The organism is Comamonas sp. B21-038, from assembly GCF_022387135.1.
In the GTDB taxonomy this organism is placed as follows: domain Bacteria; phylum Pseudomonadota; class Gammaproteobacteria; order Burkholderiales; family Burkholderiaceae_C; genus Comamonas; species Comamonas sediminis.
Genome location: NZ_CP092462.1, coordinates 2,353,012 through 2,375,033 on the forward strand (window position 1 = coordinate 2,353,012; position 22,022 = coordinate 2,375,033).

Annotated in this window: 18 protein-coding genes; 4 read left to right on the forward strand and 14 right to left on the reverse strand. The window is 66.4% G+C overall.

The genetic code is table 11. From position 1 onward, the window contains the following. Positions 1-101 precede the first annotated feature (101 nt). A complete protein-coding gene (locus tag MJ205_RS10730; protein WP_239812422.1) occupies positions 102-338 on the forward strand; it encodes a hypothetical protein in 237 nt (78 codons plus the stop codon). A gap of 166 nt (positions 339-504) precedes the next feature. Here MJ205_RS10730 and MJ205_RS10735 read toward each other — a convergent pair whose 3' ends face one another. The 12 genes from MJ205_RS10735 to MJ205_RS10790 form a co-directional block, all read right to left on the reverse strand. Then, positions 505-3,588 carry an efflux RND transporter permease subunit gene (locus MJ205_RS10735; protein ID WP_239812423.1) on the reverse strand — a complete coding sequence of 1,028 codons (3,084 nt, stop codon included), beginning with the start codon at positions 3,586-3,588 and terminating at the stop codon, positions 505-507. Beyond that, on the reverse strand, positions 3,585-4,742 hold the full coding sequence (locus tag MJ205_RS10740) for an efflux RND transporter periplasmic adaptor subunit (RefSeq protein WP_239812424.1): 1,158 nt from the start codon (positions 4,740-4,742) through the stop codon (positions 3,585-3,587). The genes MJ205_RS10735 and MJ205_RS10740 overlap by 4 nt, the downstream gene beginning before the upstream one ends. 22 nt (positions 4,743-4,764) lie before the next feature. Continuing rightward, on the reverse strand, positions 4,765-6,207 hold the full coding sequence (locus tag MJ205_RS10745) for an efflux transporter outer membrane subunit (RefSeq protein WP_239812425.1): 1,443 nt from the start codon (positions 6,205-6,207) through the stop codon (positions 4,765-4,767). Positions 6,208-6,216: 9 nt separating this feature from the next. After that, positions 6,217-6,813, reverse strand: a complete 597-nt coding sequence (locus MJ205_RS10750) for a GbsR/MarR family transcriptional regulator (protein WP_239812426.1) — start codon at positions 6,811-6,813, stop codon at positions 6,217-6,219. Between the two features lie 132 nt (positions 6,814-6,945). Continuing rightward, positions 6,946-8,010 carry a PAS domain-containing sensor histidine kinase gene (locus tag MJ205_RS10755; RefSeq protein ID WP_239812427.1) on the reverse strand — a complete coding sequence of 355 codons (1,065 nt, stop codon included), beginning with the start codon at positions 8,008-8,010 and terminating at the stop codon, positions 6,946-6,948. A 13-nt stretch (positions 8,011-8,023) separates the two neighbouring features. Further along, positions 8,024-8,854: a hypothetical protein gene (locus MJ205_RS10760; protein ID WP_239812428.1), complete on the reverse strand. Its 831-nt coding sequence runs from the start codon at positions 8,852-8,854 to the stop codon at positions 8,024-8,026. Positions 8,855-8,924: 70 nt separating this feature from the next. Then, positions 8,925-9,614, reverse strand: a complete 690-nt coding sequence (locus tag MJ205_RS10765; protein ID WP_239812429.1) for a response regulator — start codon at positions 9,612-9,614, stop codon at positions 8,925-8,927. A gap of 130 nt (positions 9,615-9,744) precedes the next feature. Then, positions 9,745-10,605 (reverse strand): isocitrate lyase/PEP mutase family protein, encoded by an 861-nt coding sequence (locus tag MJ205_RS10770; protein ID WP_239812430.1) that lies wholly within the window; start codon positions 10,603-10,605, stop codon positions 9,745-9,747. A gap of 15 nt (positions 10,606-10,620) precedes the next feature. Then, positions 10,621-11,820, reverse strand: a complete 1,200-nt coding sequence (gene prpF / locus MJ205_RS10775; protein ID WP_239812431.1) for a 2-methylaconitate cis-trans isomerase PrpF — start codon at positions 11,818-11,820, stop codon at positions 10,621-10,623. Positions 11,821-11,845: 25 nt separating this feature from the next. Further along, the gene (gene acnD, locus MJ205_RS10780; RefSeq protein WP_239812432.1) at positions 11,846-14,485 is read right to left on the reverse strand and encodes a Fe/S-dependent 2-methylisocitrate dehydratase AcnD; all 2,640 of its coding nucleotides are present in this window, start codon (positions 14,483-14,485) and stop codon (positions 11,846-11,848) included. Positions 14,486-14,572: 87 nt separating this feature from the next. Next, positions 14,573-15,751, reverse strand: a complete 1,179-nt coding sequence (gene prpC / locus MJ205_RS10785) for a bifunctional 2-methylcitrate synthase/citrate synthase (protein WP_239812433.1) — start codon at positions 15,749-15,751, stop codon at positions 14,573-14,575. Continuing rightward, the gene (locus tag MJ205_RS10790) at positions 15,748-16,146 is read right to left on the reverse strand and encodes an acyl-CoA thioesterase (RefSeq protein WP_239812434.1); all 399 of its coding nucleotides are present in this window, start codon (positions 16,144-16,146) and stop codon (positions 15,748-15,750) included. The genes prpC and MJ205_RS10790 overlap by 4 nt, the downstream gene beginning before the upstream one ends. A gap of 162 nt (positions 16,147-16,308) precedes the next feature. Between MJ205_RS10790 and MJ205_RS10795 the strand changes: the two genes are divergently transcribed. After that, positions 16,309-17,730 carry a short-chain fatty acyl-CoA regulator family protein gene (locus tag MJ205_RS10795; protein ID WP_239812435.1) on the forward strand — a complete coding sequence of 474 codons (1,422 nt, stop codon included), beginning with the start codon at positions 16,309-16,311 and terminating at the stop codon, positions 17,728-17,730. Here MJ205_RS10795 and MJ205_RS10800 read toward each other — a convergent pair. Further along, positions 17,727-18,599 (reverse strand): LysR family transcriptional regulator, encoded by an 873-nt coding sequence (locus tag MJ205_RS10800; protein ID WP_239812436.1) that lies wholly within the window; start codon positions 18,597-18,599, stop codon positions 17,727-17,729. The two genes, MJ205_RS10795 and MJ205_RS10800, sit on opposite strands and share 4 nt — an antisense overlap. Before the next feature lie 83 nt (positions 18,600-18,682). Between MJ205_RS10800 and MJ205_RS10805 the strand changes: the two genes are divergently transcribed. Then, the gene (locus MJ205_RS10805; protein WP_239812437.1) at positions 18,683-19,219 is read left to right on the forward strand and encodes a GNAT family N-acetyltransferase; all 537 of its coding nucleotides are present in this window, start codon (positions 18,683-18,685) and stop codon (positions 19,217-19,219) included. 2 nt (positions 19,220-19,221) lie between these two features. Beyond that, complete coding sequence (locus MJ205_RS10810; RefSeq protein WP_239812438.1) at positions 19,222-20,766, forward strand: MFS transporter; 1,545 nt, start codon at positions 19,222-19,224, stop codon at positions 20,764-20,766. Between the two features lies 1 nt (position 20,767). On the opposite strand, the gene MJ205_RS10815 is transcribed toward MJ205_RS10810, so the two are convergent. Next, complete coding sequence (locus MJ205_RS10815; protein WP_239812439.1) at positions 20,768-22,000, reverse strand: acyl-CoA dehydrogenase; 1,233 nt, start codon at positions 21,998-22,000, stop codon at positions 20,768-20,770. Positions 22,001-22,022 lie beyond the last annotated feature (22 nt).

Here is a 22,022-nt window from a genome sequence, read left to right on the forward strand (position 1 = left end):
CCCTGCGATCAAGCGCATGCGAAAACAGGCATCAAGCGGTAACAATATAGATTTATTGCCAAACCCTATAGGACAATTCCTGCATAACGGTTACCCTGACCATGTTAGTGCCCATGTACGTGGCGCTGACAGGAAGGTATGCCGTGTTGCAACGAAAGCAAGAGGATGCCGCCAGAGACGAGTACCTAGACCAGCTCAAAGCTGAGGGCGCCAGTCTCTTGATGCGCAATCCACAGGAAGGTACGCCCGAGCACGCCAAGATGATGCTGATTGATGCCAAGATTGACCAACTCACCAGCCCCATAACGGTCCCCCACTGGAAGGACACAGGCTCCTGAGACGCCGCCCGCTTCAAGCGGGCTTTTTATTGGCCCGAGCCATCGCAACGCACAGGCACCGCGCTGCACAGCCAGCCCGCAGACCGGGCATGATGGGGCGCCCTCCCGGTCTACGTCCCTGCCGCCCGGCCTGGCGATGAGAGATCCAGCGCAGGCGCCCGGCCGTTTATGCGCCGGTCTGCAGCGTCTCTTGCTGTTCCTGGGCGCTCGGCAGAGTCACCCAGCGGGCCAGCTTGGGCCGCAGCCAGTTCTCGAAATCATCCATCACCGCGTAGACCACCGGCACCAGCACCAGTGACAGCGCCGTGGACGACACCAGCCCGCCGATGACGGCGACGGCGAGCGGCTGGCGGAACTCCGAACCGCTGCTCACGCCCAGCGCCGTCGGCAGCATGCCCATGGCCATCGCAATCGTCGTCATGATGATCGGCCGGGTCCGCTCATGCGCGGCTTCCAGCAAGGCCTCCGTCTGGCTCTTACCCATGCGCTCGGCCTCCACCGCATGCTCCACCAGCAGGATTGAGTTCTTGGCCGCCAGGCCCATCAGCATCAGCAAGCCAATCAGCACCGGCAGGTTCAGCTCCCCACCCGTCGCCAGCAAGGCCAAAAAGGCGCCCGCCAGTGACAGCGGCAGCGCCGCCAGGATCACCACTGGCTTGACGAAGCTGCGGAACAGCAGGATCAGCACGCCAAAGATCAGCCCCACCCCCGCCATGATGGCCAGGCCAAAGCTGGCAAACAGCTCCTGCATGCCCTCGGCATCGCCGTACAGCGGGCGCGATACCCCTGCGGGCAGGTTCTTCAGGAACGGCAGCGCATCCACGGCCGCCTTGGCCTGGCCCAGCGACACGCCATTGACCTCCGCCTCCAAGGTGATGCGGCGCTCGCGGTCAAAGCGGTCGATGTGCGATTCGCCCACCTGGAAATGCATGTCCGCCACCGCCGACAGGGGCACCGTGCCGCCCTGCCCCGTGGGTACGCGCAGCGCGCCAATACCGTCCAGATCGCGCAAGGCATCCTGCGGCAGCCGCACCCGCACCGACAGGCGCTGGCGTCCGGTGTTGAACTTGGAGGCCGTGGCATCCAGATCGCCCAGGCTGGCCATGCGTGCCACCTCGGCCACCACATCGGGGGTCACGCCCAGGCGTGCGGCGGCATCGGGCTTGAGCCGTATTACCAACTCGGGGCCCGGGTTGGGCGCCACCTGGTGCACATTGGCCAGCATCGGCAGGCTGCGCAGCTCGCGCTCGGCATCTGCGGCCGTGCGCCGCAGCAGCTCGCCATCATGGCCGCCCAGGATCACCTGCAGGTTCTGCGTGCCGCCGCCTTCGCTTTCACTGTAGCTCAGCCGCACATCCGGCACCTGCAGCAGCAAGGGCCGCATATGGTCCTGGAAGGCCTTGGTCGTCATCGAGCGCGGCGACTTCAGCTGCACAATCACCGAGCCCTTGCGCGGATCGCCATCGCGCTGGCTGCTGCCCACGCTGACGAACACATCCTGCACATCAACCTGCTGGCGCAGCAAGCGGGTCAGGCTGGCGGCCGAGGAGCGCATGTCCTCGGTGGTGGCGCCCGGCGGGCCTTGCAGGCTGATCTGCACCGTGCCGCCATCCCCTTTGGGCGCAAAGCCGGTGGGCAACAGCGAGGCCAGCATCAGCGAGCCGACAAAGATCAGCACACCGGCCGTCAGCGACAGCCAGCGGTGCGCCAGCGCCCATTCCAGCAGCCGGCGGTAGCGGCCCACAAAGGGCTTGTGCGGATGGGGCTGCGCCGAGGGCTTGAGCAGATAGGCGCACATCAGCGGCGACAAGAGGCGCGCCACCAGCAGCGAGAACATCACCGACACGGCCACCGTCACCCCAAACTCGCGGAAGTACGGCCCGGCATAGCCGCCCATGAATGCCACCGGCAAAAACACCACGGCAATCGCCAACGTGGTGGCCACCACCGCCAGACCAATGGCGTCCGCCCCTTCCATGGCGGCACGCCAGGGCGATGCCCCCGCCTGCACCCGTTTCTGGATGTTCTCCACCTCGACGATGGCGTCATCGACCAGCACGCCGATCACCAGGGTCAGCGCCAGCAAGGACAGCATGTTGAGCGAATAGCCCAGCCAGTGGTTCACCGCAAATGTCGGGATCAGCGAGATCGGCATGGCCACGGCGGCAATCACTGTCGCGCGCCAGTCGCGCAAGAACATGAAGACGACCACCGCCGCCAGCAGCATGCCTTCGAGCAAGGTCGCCACCGTGGCATCAAAGCTATCGCGGGTGTTCTTGGCGCCCGACGACACCAGCTGGAAGGAGACACCCGGCTGCTCCTTGGCCAGGGCCGCCACCGCCTTGGCCACCGCCCTCTCCACATCCACATCCGATGCGGCCTTGGTCTTCATCACCTGAAAACCCACCACCGCCTCGCCATTCAAGGCCGCAAAGCCGCGCCGGTCGCTGGCGCCGCTGGCCACCGTGGCCACATCGCCCAGCCGCAGATGGCGGCCATCGCGCGTGGCAATCACCAGCTGCTCGAGCTCCTGCACCGAGGGGGCAGCAGCGAGGATACGCACCTGCTGCTCCTGCGCGCCAATCTGCGTGCGGCCACCCGATGCATCCAGGTTGTGGGCGCGCAGCGCATCGTTCACGGCCACGGCCGTCAGGCCCAGCGCCTGCAAGCGGGCGGGGTCCAGGGTCACCGTGATATCACGCGCCACACCGCCCACCTGGGTGACCTGGCCCACCCCTGGCTGGGCCACCAGCTTGCGCGCCACCACATCCTCGATGAACCAGTTCAGTTCCACATCGTCCATGCCCGGCGCTGCGACCGCATAGGTCAGCAACGGCAGCGCATCAAAATCCAGCCGCTCCACAATCGGCGGCTCGATGCTGGCTGGCAGGTTGGCACGCACCCGGTCAATGGCGGCCCGCACCTCGTCCACAGCCCGCTGCGGGTCCAGCCCGATCTCGAACTCCACCACGGTCAGGGACATGCCCTGGGTGACGGTAGAGATCACATGCTTGACCCGGGCCACATTGGCCACGCCGTCTTCCACGACCCGGGTGACCTGGGTTTCCACCTCGGTGGCCGCCGCGCTGGGCAAGGCGACGGCCACCTGCACAATCGGAAAGGACACATCCGGGTAGAGCTTGATCGGCATGACCCGGTAGGCCATCAGGCCGGCCACCATGATGGCGATGAACAGCACCACCACGGGGATCGGGTTCTGGATGGACCAGGCGGAGATACGCAGCTTCATGGCTGGCCTCCGGCCGCTGCAGCACTGTCTGCCGCCTTAGCGGGCTCTACCGCCGGTTTGGCTGCTGTGCTGACCTGTACCCGGTCGCCATCCAGCACAAAGGCGCCGCCGCCCAAGGCCAGGCGGGTGCCCACCGGTGGGCCATCGCGCAAGGCCACCCAGCCCTGGGCGCGGGCGCCCAGGCTCACCGGCAGCTTGCGGATGCGGCTGTCCGCATCAATGGTGGCCAGTTGCGGGCCACCGGCTTCAAAGTGGATGGCTTTTTCCGGCACCGCCGCCACCGGGGCCGCGGCTTGGGCAAAACGCGCCTGCGCAAAGCCGCCCGGGCGCAGATCGGCCCGCACCGGCAGCACCACGCGCACCTGGGCCAGCTTGGTCTTGTCGTCCACGCGGCGCGACAGCAGGCGCACCTTCCCTTCCAGCTCCACGCCTGATGCCAGCGCCACGTCCACCTTGTCGCCGGGCTGGATGCGGTCCACCTGGTCCTCGGGCACCTCGGCAGCCAGCTCCACCATGCCGTCCCGCGCCAGGCGGAACATCGCTTCGCCGCCGGGGCTGGCCACATCGCCACGGCGCACATTGCGCTGCAGCACCACACCGGCCACCGGCGCGCGCAGCACCATGCGCTCGGCCTCCACGCGCAGCCCGGCCAGGTTGGCTGCGGCCACATCGGCATTCGCAGTGGCACTGGCTGCGGCCGTGCGGCGCTGCTGGATCTGCTCGTCCGACAGCACGCCCTGGCCGTCCAGCCCTTCGACCCGCGCCGATTCGGCCTGGGCCTGCTTGGCCTGCGCCCGGGCCTGCACCAGGCTGGCCTGCGCCTGGGCGATCTTGGCCTGCAGCAGGCCATCGTCCAGCCGCGCCAGCGCTTGGCCGGCGCGCACCGTATCGCCCTCATCGGCCAGCAATGCCGCCACGCGGTAGCCACCCAGCTCCGGGCCAATGGCGATCTCTTCGCGCGCCACCAAGAGGCCCGATGCCTGCTGCACCCCGCCCATGGGCCGCAGCTCCACCTGCGCCACGCTCACCGTGCGCACCACCTCGGCCACCGGCTTGGGGGCTTTGTTTGCACTGCCGTCGGAGCAGGCCACCAGCCCCAGCAGCGCGACCGACCCCAGGCCCAGCCCCACACCCACACGCCATCCGCTTTTCATTGATTGCCGCATTGCATCCCTCTCAATTCGTCTTCTTTGTATCGGCGCCCAGCGCATCCCGGGGCCAACCGCCGCCCAGCGCCTGGAACACCTGCACCGCATGCGCCAGCGCCTCGGCGCGCGCCTGGGTCAGGCCACCGCGTGAGTCGCGGTAGACCTGCTCGGCATCGAGCACCACGACCAGGTCAAAAAAACCGGCCTCATAGCCTTTGCGTGCCGCTTCATACGCGGTCTGCGCGCGTGCCTCAGCCTGCGCCAGCACCTGCAGCCTTTGCCGATCGGGCGCCATGCGCAGCAGCGCCTGGTCCGTTTCGGAGAACGCGCGCTGCACCACCTGCTCATAGGCGATCACCGCCTGCTCGGCGCGGGCGCCCTGGGCGCGGGCATTGGCCAGCAAACGCGGCCGGTCCAGCACCGGCATGGCCACATTGCCAGCCAGCGACCACAGCCCGGTGCTGAGTGACGCGCCCTGCTTTTGCCAGTTCAGCCCCAGCCCGGGGGTCAAAGTGATGCTGGGCAGCAGCGCCAGGCGCGACAGCTCCAGCCCGCCAGCGGCCGCATCCATCTGGGCCTGGGCCTGCAGCACATCGGGGCGCCGTGCCAGCAAATCCGCCGGCAAGGCCTGCGGCAGCGCCGGCGCGCGGGTCTGGCTGTCATCGAGCACCAGCGCGGACAAGGGCTGGTCGCCCTGCCCCACCAGCACCAGCAACGCGCGGCGCGCGGCATCCAGCTGCGACTGCAGCACCAGTGCATTGGCCTGGGCCGCCAGCAAGCTGGCATCGACCCGCGCCACATCGGCCAGCGCCACCAGGCCACGCTCGAGCTTGCGCGCCAGCACCTGCTGCAGCCGCGTCTGGATGGTGATCGTCGCCTGCGCATCGGCGAGCGCGGCGGTCAGGCGCTGCGCCTCAAACAGGCTGCGCGCCACTTCGGCGACCAAGGTGGCGCGCTCGCCATAGGCGCCATAGAGCGCCGCGCCGTAGTCGCCATCGGCCTGGCGCGCCAGCGCATCGCCCCGGCCCAGCACATCGAGCTCCCAGGACACCTGAAAGTCCAGCCCGGCGCTGCTTTGCCGGCCCAGGCCGGCGCCGCCCGCCGCGGCACCGCCCAGGCGCTGCACGTTGCGGTGGTCGCCACTGGCACGCAGCCCCCCTTGGGGCTGGTACTGCGTCAGTGCGGCCTCGCGCAGCGCACGGGCCTCGCGCACCCGCGCCAGGCCCATGCGCACCTCGGTGCTGGCGGCCAAGGCCTGGTCCACCAGGCGATTGAGCAGCGGCTGCTCGAACAAGGTCCACCAGGTATCGAGTTGCGGCGCGGCCTGCACAGCCTGGGGACCGGCCGCAGAAGGCGCGACCGAAAACTGGGCGGCCACCACCGGGGCCGGCGCGCGCGCATCGGGCACCGAGGAGCAGCCCGACAAAGCCGCCAGGCACAGCGGCGCTGCCGCCCATAGAACGTGTTTCATTGCAGGGCCTCAGTCTTTGGTGGTGCGGCGGGCTGCAGTGCTGCGCGCTTTGCGCGCTTTCGGTGCAGAGGCAGGGGCCGAGGCAGGAGCACCTGCCTTGCGCTTGGCCGGCACCGCTCGGGTGGCCGTCTGCGTTTGCCGATCGGCCAGTTTGCCCAGCAGCTCCTGCAAGGTCTGGGCCGTCACAGCGTGAAAATCCTGCGCCTGCTGCAGGCGCGCGGTGGCCTCGGCGGGCAGCGGGCTGGCTGCCAGCAACTCGTCCACATAGGTTGTAAAGCGCTGGCAATCGGCAATGCTCTGCTCCAGCACAATCAAGAAGGGGTTGGCGCGCAGACTGAAAAAATCCTGCCGCTCACCGCGCATCGCCACCCGCTCAATGATGCCCATGCGCTCCAGCAGACGGGTATTGGTGCTCACGCTGGCCCGGCTGGCCTGCATGCGCTCGGCCAGTTCGGCAAAGCTAATGGGCCCGCCATCGAGCAAAAAAATGCCGATCAGGCGCCCCGCGATCCGGGGCAGACCGCTGGTCTCCGCCTGGATCGCATTGCGCTCGATGAACAGCTCGCGCGCCTCCAACGCCGCTTTCGCCTTGTCCTGCTGGGTCACAGCCACCATCCTTCATTCATATTGTTCAGTCACCGCTGAACAATATAAACGAATTCGGGTTGACCCTGGTTTTCAAAAGTAACGCTAAATTGGAAAAAGAGGCCGAGGTATACAGCCCTTCCGTTCGGAGAGTCAGGACTGGCGCAAAGCCAGCCGCGCGGTCAGCAGGGTGCGTCCCGGCTCGGAATCGATCTCCAGCACACCGCCGACGCGGCCCATACGCACGGCCATCGAGCGCATGCCAATGCCCAGACCCGAGGCATCCACCGCCGCCACATCAAAGCCTACGCCATCGTCCTCGATCTCCAGCACCAGGTCGTCAGCCTCGGGCTGCAGGAAGGACAGGCGCACATGGCGCGCCTGGCTGTGCTTGATCACATTGGTGAGCGCTTCCTCGACCAGGCGCGTCATCGCCAGGTACTGCAGCGCATCGGGCGGCGTGCGCCAGGCGGGCGCGTACTGCCAGTCGCAGCGGATGTCGAGTGCATCGAACAGGTTGGCAAAGCGGTGGCGCAGAGGTGCCAGCCATTCCTGCGGAGAGCCAGGCACGCGCACCTGGGCCGAAGAATTGCTGTCGATGGTCTGGCGCAGGTCATCGCGGATGTGCTTGAGCATGGACAGCACCTGCGGCCGGGTTAGGCCGCCATCGCCGCCCTGCTCCACGGCGGCAATCATGTGTACCAAGGAGCCGCCCAGTCCGTCATGCAGGTCATGGGTCAGGTTCAGGCGCTCCTGCAGGCGCGCATTCGACAGCTTCTGCGCATCCAGCTCGGCACGCAGTTGCTCGGCCTTCTTCTGCTCGCTGATGTCAAAGGTGAAACCGATCAGCCCCGTGGTCTCGCCCTGCGCATCGCAAAGCACATGCACCACCTCGCGCACCCAGACAAAGTTGCCATCGCTGGTCAATGCCCGGTACTCGGCTTCATGGTCAACCCCTGCCAGACACAGTTCCACGCAGCGGTTGACCGTCGTGTCGCGCTCGTCGGGGTGGATGCGCTCGGCCCAGTCGTTCACCGTCTGCCAGCTGTCCGGGGTCCAGCCCAGCAGCGCCTCGATCTGCGGCCCCACATAGGTGTACTTTTTGCTCGCCCAATCGATGCGGAACGGAATCGCCAAGGTGGACTCCAGCAGCGTCTGGTAGAGACCGTTGTGGGTGTCTGGCTCCAGGGTGCGTAGACGGGGCTGCGTATCGAGCATAGAGGTGTCAGCGTTACTTCAACAAAGGGTGAACCGTCGGCAATGCATTCCAGAACCAGTAGAAGTAGCCACTGTCCTTGGGCAGCAAGGTCAGGGTCTGCACGCTGGTTTGCGTGCCACCCCGCCAACAGGCCAGCGCGGAATTGCGATTGCCGTGCAGATCGATATAGGCCGCATGGGGATTTTTGGGCCTGGGCGGAATGTACAGGGCCATGCCTTGCGGCACCCAAAGATCGGCGAGAAAGATTTTAGCCCGCTGCGGCCAATAGCGCCCGACCGAAATCACCAGCGGAAGCTGGGGATCCACCGAAGAGAACACATGCGGAAAATCATGGTGCTCCAGATCGGTACACACCGTGGGCTGCAGCTGGTTGCGGTGCGCCTCGTCCAGATAGGGGCACTGCTGACCGGCAAACATGCCGTACTCGAACGGGGTGTTCTCCAGATGGCGGATCGGGCTTTGCATGCGCAGCCCCTGCCCCGGCTCGATCAATGTGATGCCAAAGGCAGCTGCTGCGTCCCGCGTGGCCCACAGCGGCTCGTACACCACCTCGGTGGCGAGGAACTCCAGCTTGGTCTCCTCACCAAATTTTGTCGGCGGCTGGCTATGCGTGCCACTGACCTGGTAACCGCGCCCCCAGGAAGGCTCAAGCGTCCCGGCCACCGGGGTGCCGGCCACCGGACTGCCGGCCACAGGCTGCAGCTCCTTGACGCCTGCAGGAAGTGCTTCGTTGAATTGGGGCATGCCATCGATGTTGCAGACATAAGGCGTCGTCTGCGTATCGACCCATGTGCCCATGCCGTCTCGAATCAGCAAAGGCGGATCAAAATAAGTGTGGGGCACGGTCAGTCACTCCAGATCGGATGGGCGGGCGATTACGGGGACAGCGAGACAGGGCTGCGCGCTGCGCGGCTCAATCCACCAGGCGGCGCCGGCGCGCTTCCTGCGCCGCCTGGGTGCGCGAGGACACCGACAGCTTGCGGTAGACATTCTTGATGTGCGACTCCACCGTGTAGCGCGACAAAAATAGCCGCTCGGCAATCTCGCGGTTGCTCAGGCCTTCGACCACCAGGTGCAGGATGGTGTGCTCACGGGCGCTCAAGCCGGGGTCATCTGCCGCCTGCACGGCAGGCGGGGCCTGTAGCGGCAGCTCCTCAATGATGCGCCGCGCAATAAAGGGGTCGATGGGCGCGCCGCCGCGCAGCACGCTGCGCAAGGCCATGGCCATTTCCATGTCATCGCGCTCCTTGAGCACATAACCCACGGCGCCAGCGCGCAACGCAGCCCAGATCATCTCCTGCGTGCTCCAGGCCGATACCACCAGCATCGGCAGGTTGGGCGCCTGGGCATGCAGCTCTTCGATCAGCTCCACACCACTGCCATCGGGCAGGCCCAGGTCCACCAGCACCAGCGATACCGTGTGCGCCTCGCCCGCCAGGTAAGCGCGCGCTTCGGCCAGCGATCCGGTCATCACCAGCGCATCGCTGCTGTAGCCCAGCTGCTGCAGCAGGCCCTGGAGCCGGTTGCGCACCAGCGGGTTGTCCTCCACCACCAGTACCGGTGCGGGCAGTGCGAGATCGGCGGTGAGCATCTGGGTGGGCATGGGGTCCGTTTATATTCCAAGTGCTGCAATTATTCCGCAAGCCCAGGCCCTTGCCCCTCACTGAAAATGGTGAATTTCAGCGCCATGACAGTTTCACGACCACCGCATGGCAGCGGGCAGCATGGAGCTATCAGGTAAAGCGCTTCTCCAGCGCATCCCAGCCGGGCTTGCCCACCAGGCGCTGGCGCTCGGCAAAGGTCGCCACCCAACCGCTGGACTCCTGCACCGCCTTCTGGTCGCGCAGCACGGTCAAGGTGTTCTGCATGCCGGCCACAGCGCCCTGCAGCGCCGCATTGGCATAGAGCACGATGCCGTAGCCCAGTTCGCCCAGCTGCTCCGCATCAAAAATGGGGGTCTTGCCGCCAATCACCATGTTCATCAGCTGCGGGGTAGCCAGCCGGGCCGGCAGTGCGCGGATCTCTTCGGCCGTGGTGACGGCCTCCACAAACAGAATATCGGCCCCGGCTTCGGCAAAGCGCTGGGCACGCTCCACGGCCGCCTCAAAACCATGGGTGGCCGCCGCATCGGTGCGCGCCATGACCAGCAGGTTCGGATCGCGCCGGGCATCAACGGCGGCCTTGATCTTGCTCACCGCCTCGTCGGTGGAGACCACCTCCTTGCCGTTGAAATGCCCGCAGCGCTTGGGCGCCACCTGGTCCTCCAGCTGGATGCAATCCGCACCGGCGCGCTCCAGGGTGCGCACCGTGTGGTAGACATTGAGCGCATTGCCAAAGCCGGTATCGGCATCCACCAGCAAGGGCAGGCTGACCGTATCGCGGATGCGCGCCGTGTGGTCGGCAATCTCCGCCAGCCCCATAAAGCCCTGGTCCGGCAGGCCAAACCACATGTTGGTCACGCCCGCGCCGGTCACATAGATGGCCTCAAAGCCCAGGTCCTCGATCACCTTGGCCGACAGCGCATTGAAGGCCCCCGGCACCAGCACGCCCCGGCGTGCTGCCACCATGTCTTTCAGCAGTTTCTTGGTATCCATTCCACAGTCCCCTGTTCAAAAACAATCGCCCGGCACGCGCACGGCGCCTTCCATCAGAATGCGTGCGCTGCGGCTCATCAGCGCCTTGGCCACCACCCACTGGCCATCCTGCAAGCGTGCCTCGGCCCCCACCCGCAAGCTGCCCGAGGGGTGGCCAAAGCGCACCGCGTTGCGCTCGCCCCCGCCGGCGGCCAGGTTGACCAGAGTGCCCGGCACCGCCGCTGCGGTGCCAATCGCCACCGCTGCCGTGCCCATCATCGCGTGGTGCAACTGGCCCATCGACAGCGCCCGCACCAGCAGGTCCACATCCTGCGCCTCCACCGCCTTGCCGCTGGATGCCGTGTAGCTGGCCGGCGGCGCCACAAAGGCAAGCTTGGGCGTGTGCTGGCGGCTGGCGGCCTCGCTCAGGTCCTGGATCAGGCCCATCTTCAGCGCGCCATGGGCACGAATGGTCTCCAGCCGCGCCAAGGCCTGGGCATCGCCATTGATGTCGCCTTGCAGCTCCCGGCCGCTGTAGCCCAGGTCTTGTGCGTTCAGAAAGATCGTCGGGATGCCCGCATTGATCAAGGTGGCGGCAAAACTGCCTACCCCGGGCACATCGAGCCGGTCCACCAACTGGCCAGTGGGGAACATCGCACCACCATCCTCGCCCTCGTCGGCAGGGTCCATAAAGGCCAGCTGCACCTCGGCGGCCGGAAAGCTCACGCCGTCCAACTCGAAGTCGCCAGTCTCCTGCACCTGTCCGTTACTGATAGGCACCTGGGCAATGATGGTCTTGCCGATATTGGCTTGCCAGATGCGCACGGTGCAAACGCCGTCCTGCGGGATGCGGGCCGGATCGATCAGGCCCATCGCGATGGCGCAAGGGCCCACCGCTGCCGACAGGTTGCCGCAGTTGCCAGTCCAGTCCACAAAGGGCTTGTCGATAGCGACCTGGCCAAAGAGGTAGTCCACATCATGGTCCGGCTGCGTGCTCCTGGCCAGCAGCACCGCCTTGCTGGTGCTCGACGACGCATTGCCCATGCCATCGATCTGCTTGCCATAGGGATCGGGGCTGCCCAGGGTGCGCAGCAGGATGGCGTCGCGCGCCGCGCCGGGCTGCTGCGCGGGCAGCGGCAAATCCGGCACGTGGAAAAACACCCCCTTGCTGGTGCCACCGCGCATATAGATGGCGGGGATCTTGATCTGGGGAGGATGGGCGGTCAGGGTTGTCATGGTCGTTCAGAAAAAAACTGTGCATTCACACCGGGGCGGCTTGCGCAGCGCGGGATGCCAGAAAATCCTGCGCAAAGCGCTGCAGCACTCCGCCTGCCTCGTAGACAGACAGCTCCTCGCCGGTATCCAGGCGGCAGGTCACCGGCACGCGGTCAATCTGGCCATTGCGGCGCCGGACCACCAGGCTCAGCGTGGCCAGCGGTGTGCGTTCACCTTCCACATCATAGGTCTCCGTGCCATCCAGTTGCAGCGTCTTGCGCGTGGTGCCGGGCCTGAACTCCAATGGCAGCACGCCCATGCCGATCAGGTTGGTGCGGTGGATGCGCTCAAAGCCCTCGGCCACCACCGTCTCCACCCCGGCCAGGCGCACGCCCTTGGCGGCCCAGTCGCGGCTGGAGCCCTGGCCGTAGTCGGCGCCGGCAATGATGATCAGCGGCTGGCGGCGCGCCAGATAGGTCTCCATCGCCTCCCACATGCGCACCACCCGGCCCTCGGGCTCGATGCGGGCCAGCGAACCCTTTTGCACCTGGCCATCAACCACGGCCATCTCGTTGACAAGCTGGGGGTTGGCAAAGGTGGCGCGCATCGCCGTCAGGTGGTCGCCCCGGTGGGTGGCGTAGGAGTTGAAGTCCTCCTCGGGCAGGCCCATCTTGGCCAGGTACTCCCCGGCGGCCGAGCTGGCCAGAATGGCATTGGAGGGCGACAGGTGGTCAGTGGTGATGTTGTCCGGCAGCAGCGCCAGCGGCCGCATGCCCTGCAGGCTGCGCGGGTGCGCGGCCAGCGCGCCCACGCCTTCGGTGTCCCAATACGGCGGCCGGCGGATATAGGTGGACTGGGGGCGCCAGGCATACTGCGCCTCGGCCTGCTCGCCATCGTCCACGCGCAGCGCAAACATGGGCTCATACACGGCGCGGTACTGCGCTGGCTTCACGGCCTGGGCCACCACGGCATCGATCTCTGCGTCGCTGGGCCAGAGGTCTTGCAGACGGATCTCCCGCCCATCGACGACGCCCAGCACATCCTTCTCGATATCAAAGCGCACCGTGCCCGCAATCGCATAGGCCACCACCAGCGGGGGCGAGGCCAGAAACGCCTGCTTGGCATAGGGGTGGATGCGGCCATCGAAATTGCGGTTGCCCGAGAGCACGGCCGTGGCATACAGGTCGCGATCGATGATCTCCTGCTGAATCCGGGGATCGAGCGCGCCACTCATGCCATTGCAGGTGGTGCAGGCAAAGGCGACGATGCCAAAACCCAGCGCCTTCAGGTCCTCCAGCAGCCCAGCCTCTTGCAGATACAGCTCCACCGCCTTGGAGCCGGGCGCGAGCGAGGTCTTCACCCAGGGCTTGCGCACGAGGCCCAGGCACCGGGCATTGCGCGCCAGCAGCGCTGCAGCCATCACATTGCGCGGGTTGCTGGTGTTGGTGCAGCTGGTGATGGCGGCGATGATGACGGCGCCATCGGGCAGCAGGCCCTGCGCCTCTTGGGCGCGCGCCAGCGCCAGGGGCTCGGCGCCGGCAATGCCGCGCTCGGCCAGCTGCGAAGTCGGCAGGCGGCGGTGCGGGTTGGAGGGGCCGGCCATATTGCGCACCACGGTCGACAGGTCAAACTGCAGCACCCGTTCATAGCTCACCTGGGCCAGGCTGTCGGCCCAGAAGCCCGCGGTCTTGGCATAGGTCTCGACCAGCTGCACCTGCTTTTCATCGCGGCCCGTCAGCCGCAGGTAGGCCAAGGTCTGCTCATCCACCGCAAACAGCGCGGCAGTGGCGCCGTACTCCGGGCACATATTGGCGATGGTGGCGCGGTCGCCAATCGAGAGGCTGCGCGCGCCCTCGCCATAAAACTCCACATAGGCGCCCACCACCTTTTGCTGGCGCAAAAACTCCGTCAGCGCCAGCACGATGTCGGTCGCGGTGATGCCAGGCTCGGGCCGGCCGCTCAGGGCCACGCCGACAATGTCGGGCAGCCGCATCCACGAGGCCCGGCCCAGCATCACGTTCTCGGCCTCCAGGCCGCCCACGCCCACCGCAATCACGCCCAGCGCATCCACATGCGGGGTATGGCTGTCCGTGCCCACGCAGGTATCAGGAAAGGCCACACCATGCTGCACATAGACGACGGGCGACATCTTCTCCAGATTGATCTGGTGCATGATGCCGTTGCCCGCCGGGATCACGTCCACGTTCGCAAAGGCCTTCTTGCTCCATTCGATGAAATGGAAGCGGTCCTCGTTTCGGCGGTCTTCGATCGCACGGTTCTTCTCAAAGGCCTCGGGGTCAAACCCGCCGCATTCCACGGCCAGCGAATGGTCCACGATCAGCTGCACCGGCACCACCGGGTTGACGGCGGCCGGGTCACCGCCCGCCTGGGCAATCGCATCGCGCAGGCCCGCCAGGTCCACCAAGGCGGTCTGGCCCAGGATGTCATGGCAGACCACGCGCACGGGGAACCAGGGAAAGTCGATATCGCGCCTGCGCTCGATCAGCTGGCGCAGGTAGTCCGGCAACTGGGCCGGGTCGGCGCGGCGCACCAGGTTTTCGGCATGCACCCGCGCCGTGTACGGCAGGCGGGCCCAGGCGCCGGGCGCCAGCGCATCGACTGCCGCCTGCGCATCAAAATAATCCAGGCCGGTGCCGGCCAGTGCTTGTCTGTAATCGGTGTTCATGGGGCAGTGCAAACCGGCGGGCAGGCCACCCGCACGGTGTCGCTATATCTATAGGGATCGGGAGAAGTCGGATCAGCCGGCAGTTGATCATCCGCGCTGGTCGATGGGCTGGAACACCTGGTCTTCCGGCCCCGTGTAATGCGCGCTGGGGCGGATGATCTTGTTGTCCACGCGCTGCTCGATCACATGCGCAGCCCAGCCGCTGGTGCGCGCAATCACAAACAGCGGCGTGAACATCGCAGTGGGCACGCCCATCATGTGGTAGCTCACAGCGCTGAACCAGTCGAGGTTGGGGAACATCTTCTTGACCTCCCACATCACCGTCTCCAGGCGCTCGGCAATGTCGTACATCTTCGTGGATCCGGCCTCCAGCGACAGCTCCTTGGCGACGCCCTTGATGACGACGTTGCGCGGGTCGCTGACGGTGTAGACGGGGTGGCCAAAGCCGATCACCACCTCCTTGTTCTCCACCCGGCGGCGGATATCGGCCTCGGCAGCATCGGCGCTGTCGTAGCGCTTCTGGATCTCGAAGGCCACCTCGTTGGCGCCGCCGTGCTTGGGGCCGCGCAGCGCGCCAATCGCGCCGGTGATCGACGAATACATGTCGCTGCCGGTACCGGCCACCACACGCGCGGTGAAAGTCGAGGCGTTGAACTCATGCTCGGCATACAGATTGAGCGAGGTGTGCATGGCCCGCTCCCACAGCGCGCTGGGCTTTTTGCCATGCAGCAGGTGCAGAAAATGCGCGCCGATGGAGTCGTCATCGGTCTCCACATCAATGCATTTGCCCGAGGTGCTGAAGTGGTACCAGTACAGCAGCATCGAGCCCAGCGAGGCCATCAGGCGGTCGGCAATGTCGCGGGCGCCGGGCAGGTTGTGGTCGTCCTTCTCGGGCAGGGTGCAGCCCAGCACCGATACGCCCGTGCGCATCACATCCATCGGGTGGCTGGCCGCCGGCAGCTGCTCCAGCGCCTGCTTGACGCTGGCGGGCAGGCCGCGCAGTGCCTTGAGCTTGTCCTTGTAGGCCCGCAGTTCCGCCCGGTTGGGCAGCTTGCCGTGTACCAGCAGGTGGGCAATTTCCTCAAACTCACAGACCTGGGCCATGTCCAGAATGTCATAGCCCCGGTAGTGCAGGTCATTGCCGCTGCGGCCCACGGTGCACAAGGCGGTGTTGCCCGCCGTCACGCCTGAGAGCGCAACCGATTTCTTGGGTTTGAAGGTCGAAGGCGTGCTGGGCGCTGCGGCCTCGGTGGTCGTGGTGGTCATAGCGGGGTTTCCTGGTTCAAATACGCGCAATCAAGGGAGACTGGCCGGCCTTTGGCATCGACGGCCACCATTTCAAACAAACCTTTGAGAACTTCTTCGGGTGGGATGCCCGGCAGATCGGCCAGGCCGGTGACGCAGACGGTCATCGAGCTGCGCCCCACCCGGCTGACCCAGGCACGCAGGGTCAGCCCATGGCCTACCGGTGCCGGTGCCACAAAGTCCACACGGCTGACTGCCGCCATCACCACCTCACGTTGCGCGAGGCTGCGGGCCGCCAGAAACGCGGCCTTGGCCATCAACTGCAGACCCTGGCCCGCAAACAGCGTGCCGTGGTGGTTGGCCAGCGCCGGCAGTACCAGTTCCTGCAGTTCAACAATGCCGATGGGTTGTGTCATGCTTCGCAATTTACGCAAAATGCCATGCCGTGGATAGCACTGAAATGGCGAATTTCTGCGAATGAAAATAGCCATTTTGCGAATTTTGCGAATTGATAGAATCCGCAAAATTGGCAAACCCTCGCCGCGACTACTACCCCGGATGAAACAAGAGATCTGGCTATGAAAAAAACCTTTATGGGCGTGAAGCTGCGCAAGCTGCGTGCCGAGCGCAACCTGTCGCAGATTGCGCTGGCCCACGCGCTGGGCCTGTCGCCCAGCTACCTCAACCAGCTGGAGCAAAACCAGCGGCCCTTGACGGTGTCGGTGCTGCTCAAGCTGCACCGCAGCCTGGGGGTGGACATCCAGCAGTTTTCCGAAGACGAGGAGGCACGCCTGGTTGCGGGGCTGCGCGAAGCCCTGGCCGATGCACCCGAGGCCATCGCCCTGCCCGAGCTGCAAGAAGTGGCCGCGCAAATGCCGGCGCTGGGCGCGGCGGTGGTGGCGCTGTACCGCCGCCATCTGGACACCATGGAGCGGCTCGAAGCGCTGTCGCTGCAGTTGGGTGACGACCGCAGCGATGAACGTGCCCATGCCAAAGGGCCGGCCGCGATGCCATTCGAGGTGGTGCGCGATTTCTTCTTCTCGCACCAGAACTATTTCGATGCGGTGGACCGCGCAGCCGAAGACCTGGCGATGCAGGCGCAGGCCCAGGGCGGTCCCCTGGTGGACTGGCTGGTGCAGCGCCTGGAGCGCGAGCACCAGGTTCAGGTGCAGCAGGTGCAAAGCGCAGGCGCCAGCAAGCGGCAGTTTGACCCGGCCTCGCGCCTGCTGCAGCTGTCACCCACGCTGGCGCCGGCGCAGCAAGCCTTTCAGTTGGCCACGCAGCTGGCGCTGCTGGAGATCGGCCCCCAACTCGACAGCCTCATCCGCGTGCCCGCGCTGGCCGACGACCCTTCCGCGCAGCGGCTGGCGCGCCTGGGCCTGGCCAACTACTTTGCCGGTGCGCTGCTGCTGCCCTATGACCCGTTTTTGCAGGCCGCCCAGGCGCTGCGCTACGACATCGACCTGCTGGGCCAGCGCTTTGCCGTCGGCTTTGAAACCGTCTGCCACCGGCTCAGCACCTTGCAGCGGCCCGACAACCCCGGCGTGCCCTTTTTCTTTGTGCGCGTGGACCGGGCCGGCAATATCTCCAAGCGCCAGTCGGCCACGCATTTCCATTTCAGCCGCACCGGTGGCACCTGCCCGCTGTGGAATGTCTACGAGGCCTTTGGCCAGCCCGGCCAGGTACTCGCGCAGCTGGCTGCCATGCCCGATGGCCGGCGCTATCTGTGGATCGCCCGCAGCGTCTCCGGCGGGCAGCGCGGCTATGGCGCCCCCCGCAAAACCTTTTCCATCGGCCTGGGCTGCGACCTGCGCCATGCACCGCAGCTGGTCTATGCCAACGGCATCGCGCTGGAAGACCCGGAAGCCGCCACCCCCATCGGCATGGGCTGCAAGGTCTGCGAGCGCACGCAGTGCCCGCAGCGGGCTTTTCCGTATCTGGGCGCCAAGCTGGCAGTCGATGAAAACACCAGCTACTCCACGCCCTACGGCGCGCACTAAATAGCCGCCAACAACTGGCCAAAGCGGGCTTCCACATACTTCGCTGTCGGGCTGCGTTGCGCGCCCTGGCGCCAGAGCATGCGCACCGACAGCCGGGGCAGCGCCAGCGCCGGGCAAGGCACTTCACGCAGCGCCTGGCGGTTGCCCTCGTAGTGCGCAATATTGACCGGCAGCACCGCCCAGCCCAGGTTGTCGGCCACCATGTCAGCGATGTTGTAGAAGCTGTCCGAGCGCCAGACGCGCGGGCTATAGGCGCGCTCATGCACGTCCTCGGTGTGCATCAGCAGCTGCCGGTGCTGGGCCAGCGCCTGCAGGCTCACGGCCTGGCCATCGGCCAGTGGGTGGTCGGCGGCCACAAACACGCCCTGGGGCACGGTGCCCAGGTGGCGCTGCTCAAAATGGTGCAGCACGGGCCCCCGGTCGATGTGGATGGCGATGCCGGCGCGCCCCTGGGCCACATAGTCGGCCACCTCGGTGGCGGTGCCGTTGAGCAGCAGCAATTCCAGGCTCGGAAACCGCTGCGCCATCTCGCGCAGCATGGTCGCCACGGCGGTATAGGGCAGCGCCTCGTCAATGGCCAGTGCCAGCTCGGCATCGGCCCCGCCGCTGAGCGCCTGCGCGCGCTGGTCCAGCTGCTCGGCCTGGCGCAGCAGCTCGCGCGCCTCCAGCAGCAGCACCCGGCCCGCATCGGTCAGTTGGGCATTGCGGTGCGAGCGGTCAAACAGCACCACGCCCAGGTCTACCTCCAGCATGCCCACCGCGGTGCTGACAGCAGATTGCGCCTTGCCCAGGCTGCGTGCAGCGGCTGAGAAAGAGCCGCTGTCGGCGGTGGCCACAAACTGCCGCAATTGTTCAATGGTCCATTCCATAGCCTGGCACTGTAACGCATCCATCTGTTTTACTGATGGATTCCAACTTTATCGATCTATTTTTATGGCGCAATATCCAGGCTATGCAATCGATCAACAAACAAGCACCCGCCCTGACGATGGCCTGGTGCCACGACCCCGCACAGTCGCCAGCGATCCTGGCGCTGTTCATGGGCCAGCTCAGTCCCCATTACATCTCCCATGGCGAGCTGCAGTCTCCGCGCGCCATCGCACCGGGCCAATGGAGCCCCCAGCTAGCCGACAACATGGCCCGACAAATTGAGGCCACCTTGGCCGCGCCCAAAGCAAACGCGATGCAGCGCATCGCCACCGCCCACCAGGGCGATGCGCTGGTCGGCATCGCCTTTGTCTCGCTCGACGAGGAGCAGCGCGCGCCCACCCCGTTTGCCACCCTGGATGACCTCGTGGTCAGCCCCGCCGCACGCGGCCAGGGCCTGGGCCAGGCGCTGTTTGGCTGGGTCTGCGCGCAGTTGCAGGCCCAAGGGCTGCAACGCCTGTTTCTGGAAAGCGGCATCGGCAACCAGGGCGCGCACCGGCTGTTCGAGCGCCTGGGCTGCCAGCCCGTGTCCGTCACGATGATGAAAGAACTGGGAGTCTGACCATGGCACTGCATTCCAGAAGATGGCTGGTGCTGGCCATCGTATCCATGGCCCTGCTGCTGATCGTCGTCGACATGACGGTGCTCTACACCGCGCTGCCGACGCTCACCCATGACCTGGCCGCGTCCACCTCGATGAAGCTGTGGATCGTCAACGCCTATGCGCTGGTCGTCGCCGGCCTGCTGCTGAGCACCGGCGCTTTAGGCGACCGCCTGGGCTACCGGCGCATGTTCATGCTCGGCCTGGTGGTCTTTGGCACCGCCTCGCTGGCGGCTGCCTATTCCCCCAATGCAGGCATGTTGATTGCCGCCCGCGCGCTGCTGGGCGTGGGCGCGGCCATCATGATGCCCGCGACCCTGGCCATCATCCGCATGAGTTTTCCCGACCAGCGCGAGCGCTCGGTGGCCATCGGCATCTGGGCCTCGGTCGCCTCGGGCGGCGCGGCGCTGGGCCCTGTCGTCGGCGGCGTGCTGCTGGAGTACTTCTGGTGGGGCTCGGTGTTTTTGGTCAATGTGCCCATCGTGGCACTGGCGCTGGTGCTGACCGTGTGGCTGATTCCCGCAGACCGCCTCCAGCACAAGGCCAGCCTGGCTGGCTGGGACTACACCAGCTCGCTGCAGGCCATGGTGGCCATGGTCAGTCTGGTGCTGAGCATCAAGGAGCTGGCCAAGCCTGCGCCATCACTGGGCTTTGCCGCGCTGATGGGCGTGCTCAGCGCGGTGGTGCTGGCGGTCTTTATCCGCCGCCAGCTCAGCCGTCCCCAGCCGCTGATCGAGCTGCGCCTGTTCCGCATTCCGACGTTCTCGGGCGGTGTGATTGCGGCCGTGGTGGCAGCCGTCGCGTTGGTGGGCGTGGAGCTGGTGTTCAGCCAGCGCCTGCAGCTGGTGCTGGGGCTGAGCCCGCTGCAAGCGGGGCTGGCGATCTTGCCGATCCCGGTGGCGGCCTTTGTGGCCGGCCCCATTGCTGGCTGGGCGCTGTCGCGCTTTGGCACGCAGCGGCTGATTCTGGCGGGCCTGGTGGTCAGCGCAGTGGCACTGTGTGCATTGACGATGAGCCTCAACACGGGCGCCCACAGCCTGCAGAAAATCGCCGTGCTGGCCGTCCTGGGCCTGGGCGTGGGCGCCACCATCACCGCCGCCTCCAATGCGGTGATGAACAGCGCGCCGCCCGAGCACGCGGGCATGGCCGCCTCGGTCGAAGAGGTCTCCTACGAGTTTGGCGGCGTGCTGGGCGTGGCGCTACTGGGCAGCGTGCTGTCCTGGCGCTATACCAGCAGCCTGGTGCTGCCGGCCAACCTGCAGGCCACCGGCGCCAGCGATGGCATCGACGCCGCGTTGCTGGCTGCAGAAAAGTTGCCGCCCGAGGCAGCGGCCCAGCTGCTGGGCCTGGCCCACGCGGCGTTTGACCAGGGCTTTATGGCGGTGATGGCCACTGCCGTGGTGCTGGTGTTGGCCGCAGCGCTGGCGGTGGCGCTGCTGCGCAGCCGTGGTCAGCAACAGGCCACCGTGGGGCACCGCAGCGGCGCGGTGGCCAGCGAAGGGCACTGACTTAGAAAAAGTCCTTGTCGGGCAGCGGCTCGCCATGCACGGCCAGCTTGCCCAGCGCCAGCGCCTTGTACAGCGCCGGGTTGTGCGATGCCACGGTGCGGGCATTGCGCCAGTGGCGGTCCAGGTTCTGCGTGCGCAACGTGGAGGAGGCGCCGCCCAGGTCAAACACTGCCGTGCCGGCCTGCAGCACCAGGCCATCGACGATGAGCTTGGCCTTGGCAGCCAGCACGGCGGCATGGTGGGCAGTGTCTTTCAGCGCGGGGTCGCCCTCCGCCGTGGCCAGCGAGGCATCCTGCGCATGGCTGGCCGCAGCCACCACTGCCTCAGCGGCAAACAGCTGGGCCGACAGATCGCCGACGATCTTCAGCAGCAACGGGTCTTCTGCCGGGGTATCGGCAGCGGCAAAGAAAAAGCCCTTGCGCGACCGCTTGTGCAGCATCGCCGACGCATCACGCACAATGGCCCGCAAGATGCCGGTGTTCACCGCCGTCAGGAACAGCTGGGGCAAGGTGCTTTTGTAGGGCCGGCTGTAGCCGGTGCCGGCGCTGTCCACGATGATCTCCTCGGGCTCCACCCGCACGCTGTCGAACAAGGTGGTGCCGCTGCCGGTCATGCGCTGGCCCATGGCATCCCAGTCATCGACCAGGTTCACGCCTTCGCGCCGCGTGGGGATGATGGCAGTGACATCGCGCTCCTGCGCGTCGCGTGCCCGCACGATGACGAAATCCGCATACAGGCTGCCAGTGCTGTAGAACTTGGCGCCGGTCATGCGAAAGTGGGCGCCGTCGGGCACCAGGCGTGTGAAGGTCTTTTCGCCGCTTCTGGCCTGCGCCAGCTCGGTGTTGGCGAGGCCGAAGATCGCCCCCTGGGCCACCTGATCGCGCCAGAAATGCGCCTGCGCACTGACCGGGTTGCGCGCAAAGCGCTCCACAAAGACAAAGTGGTTGCGCAAGATATGCGCAACGTTGGAATCGGCTGCGCCCAGCGCTATCACCTGCTCCATCAGCCCCGCCATGCTGGCCCCCGTGCCGCCATCGGCCACCGGCAGGCGGTAGGCGCCAAAGCGGCGGTCCTTCAAGGCTTGGATCTGCGCAAACGGCAGAATGCGCTTTTCCTCGCGCTCGGCCGAGCCGGCGGCGATCTCGTCAAACAGCGCTTGCCAGTCGGTGCGGGCGGTTCCGCTGGCCGCGCTCTGTGCTGCGGGGGTCAGGGTCTGGGGAGGGTCGATTTTCATAAACGGTTCTGCAAAAAGCGCG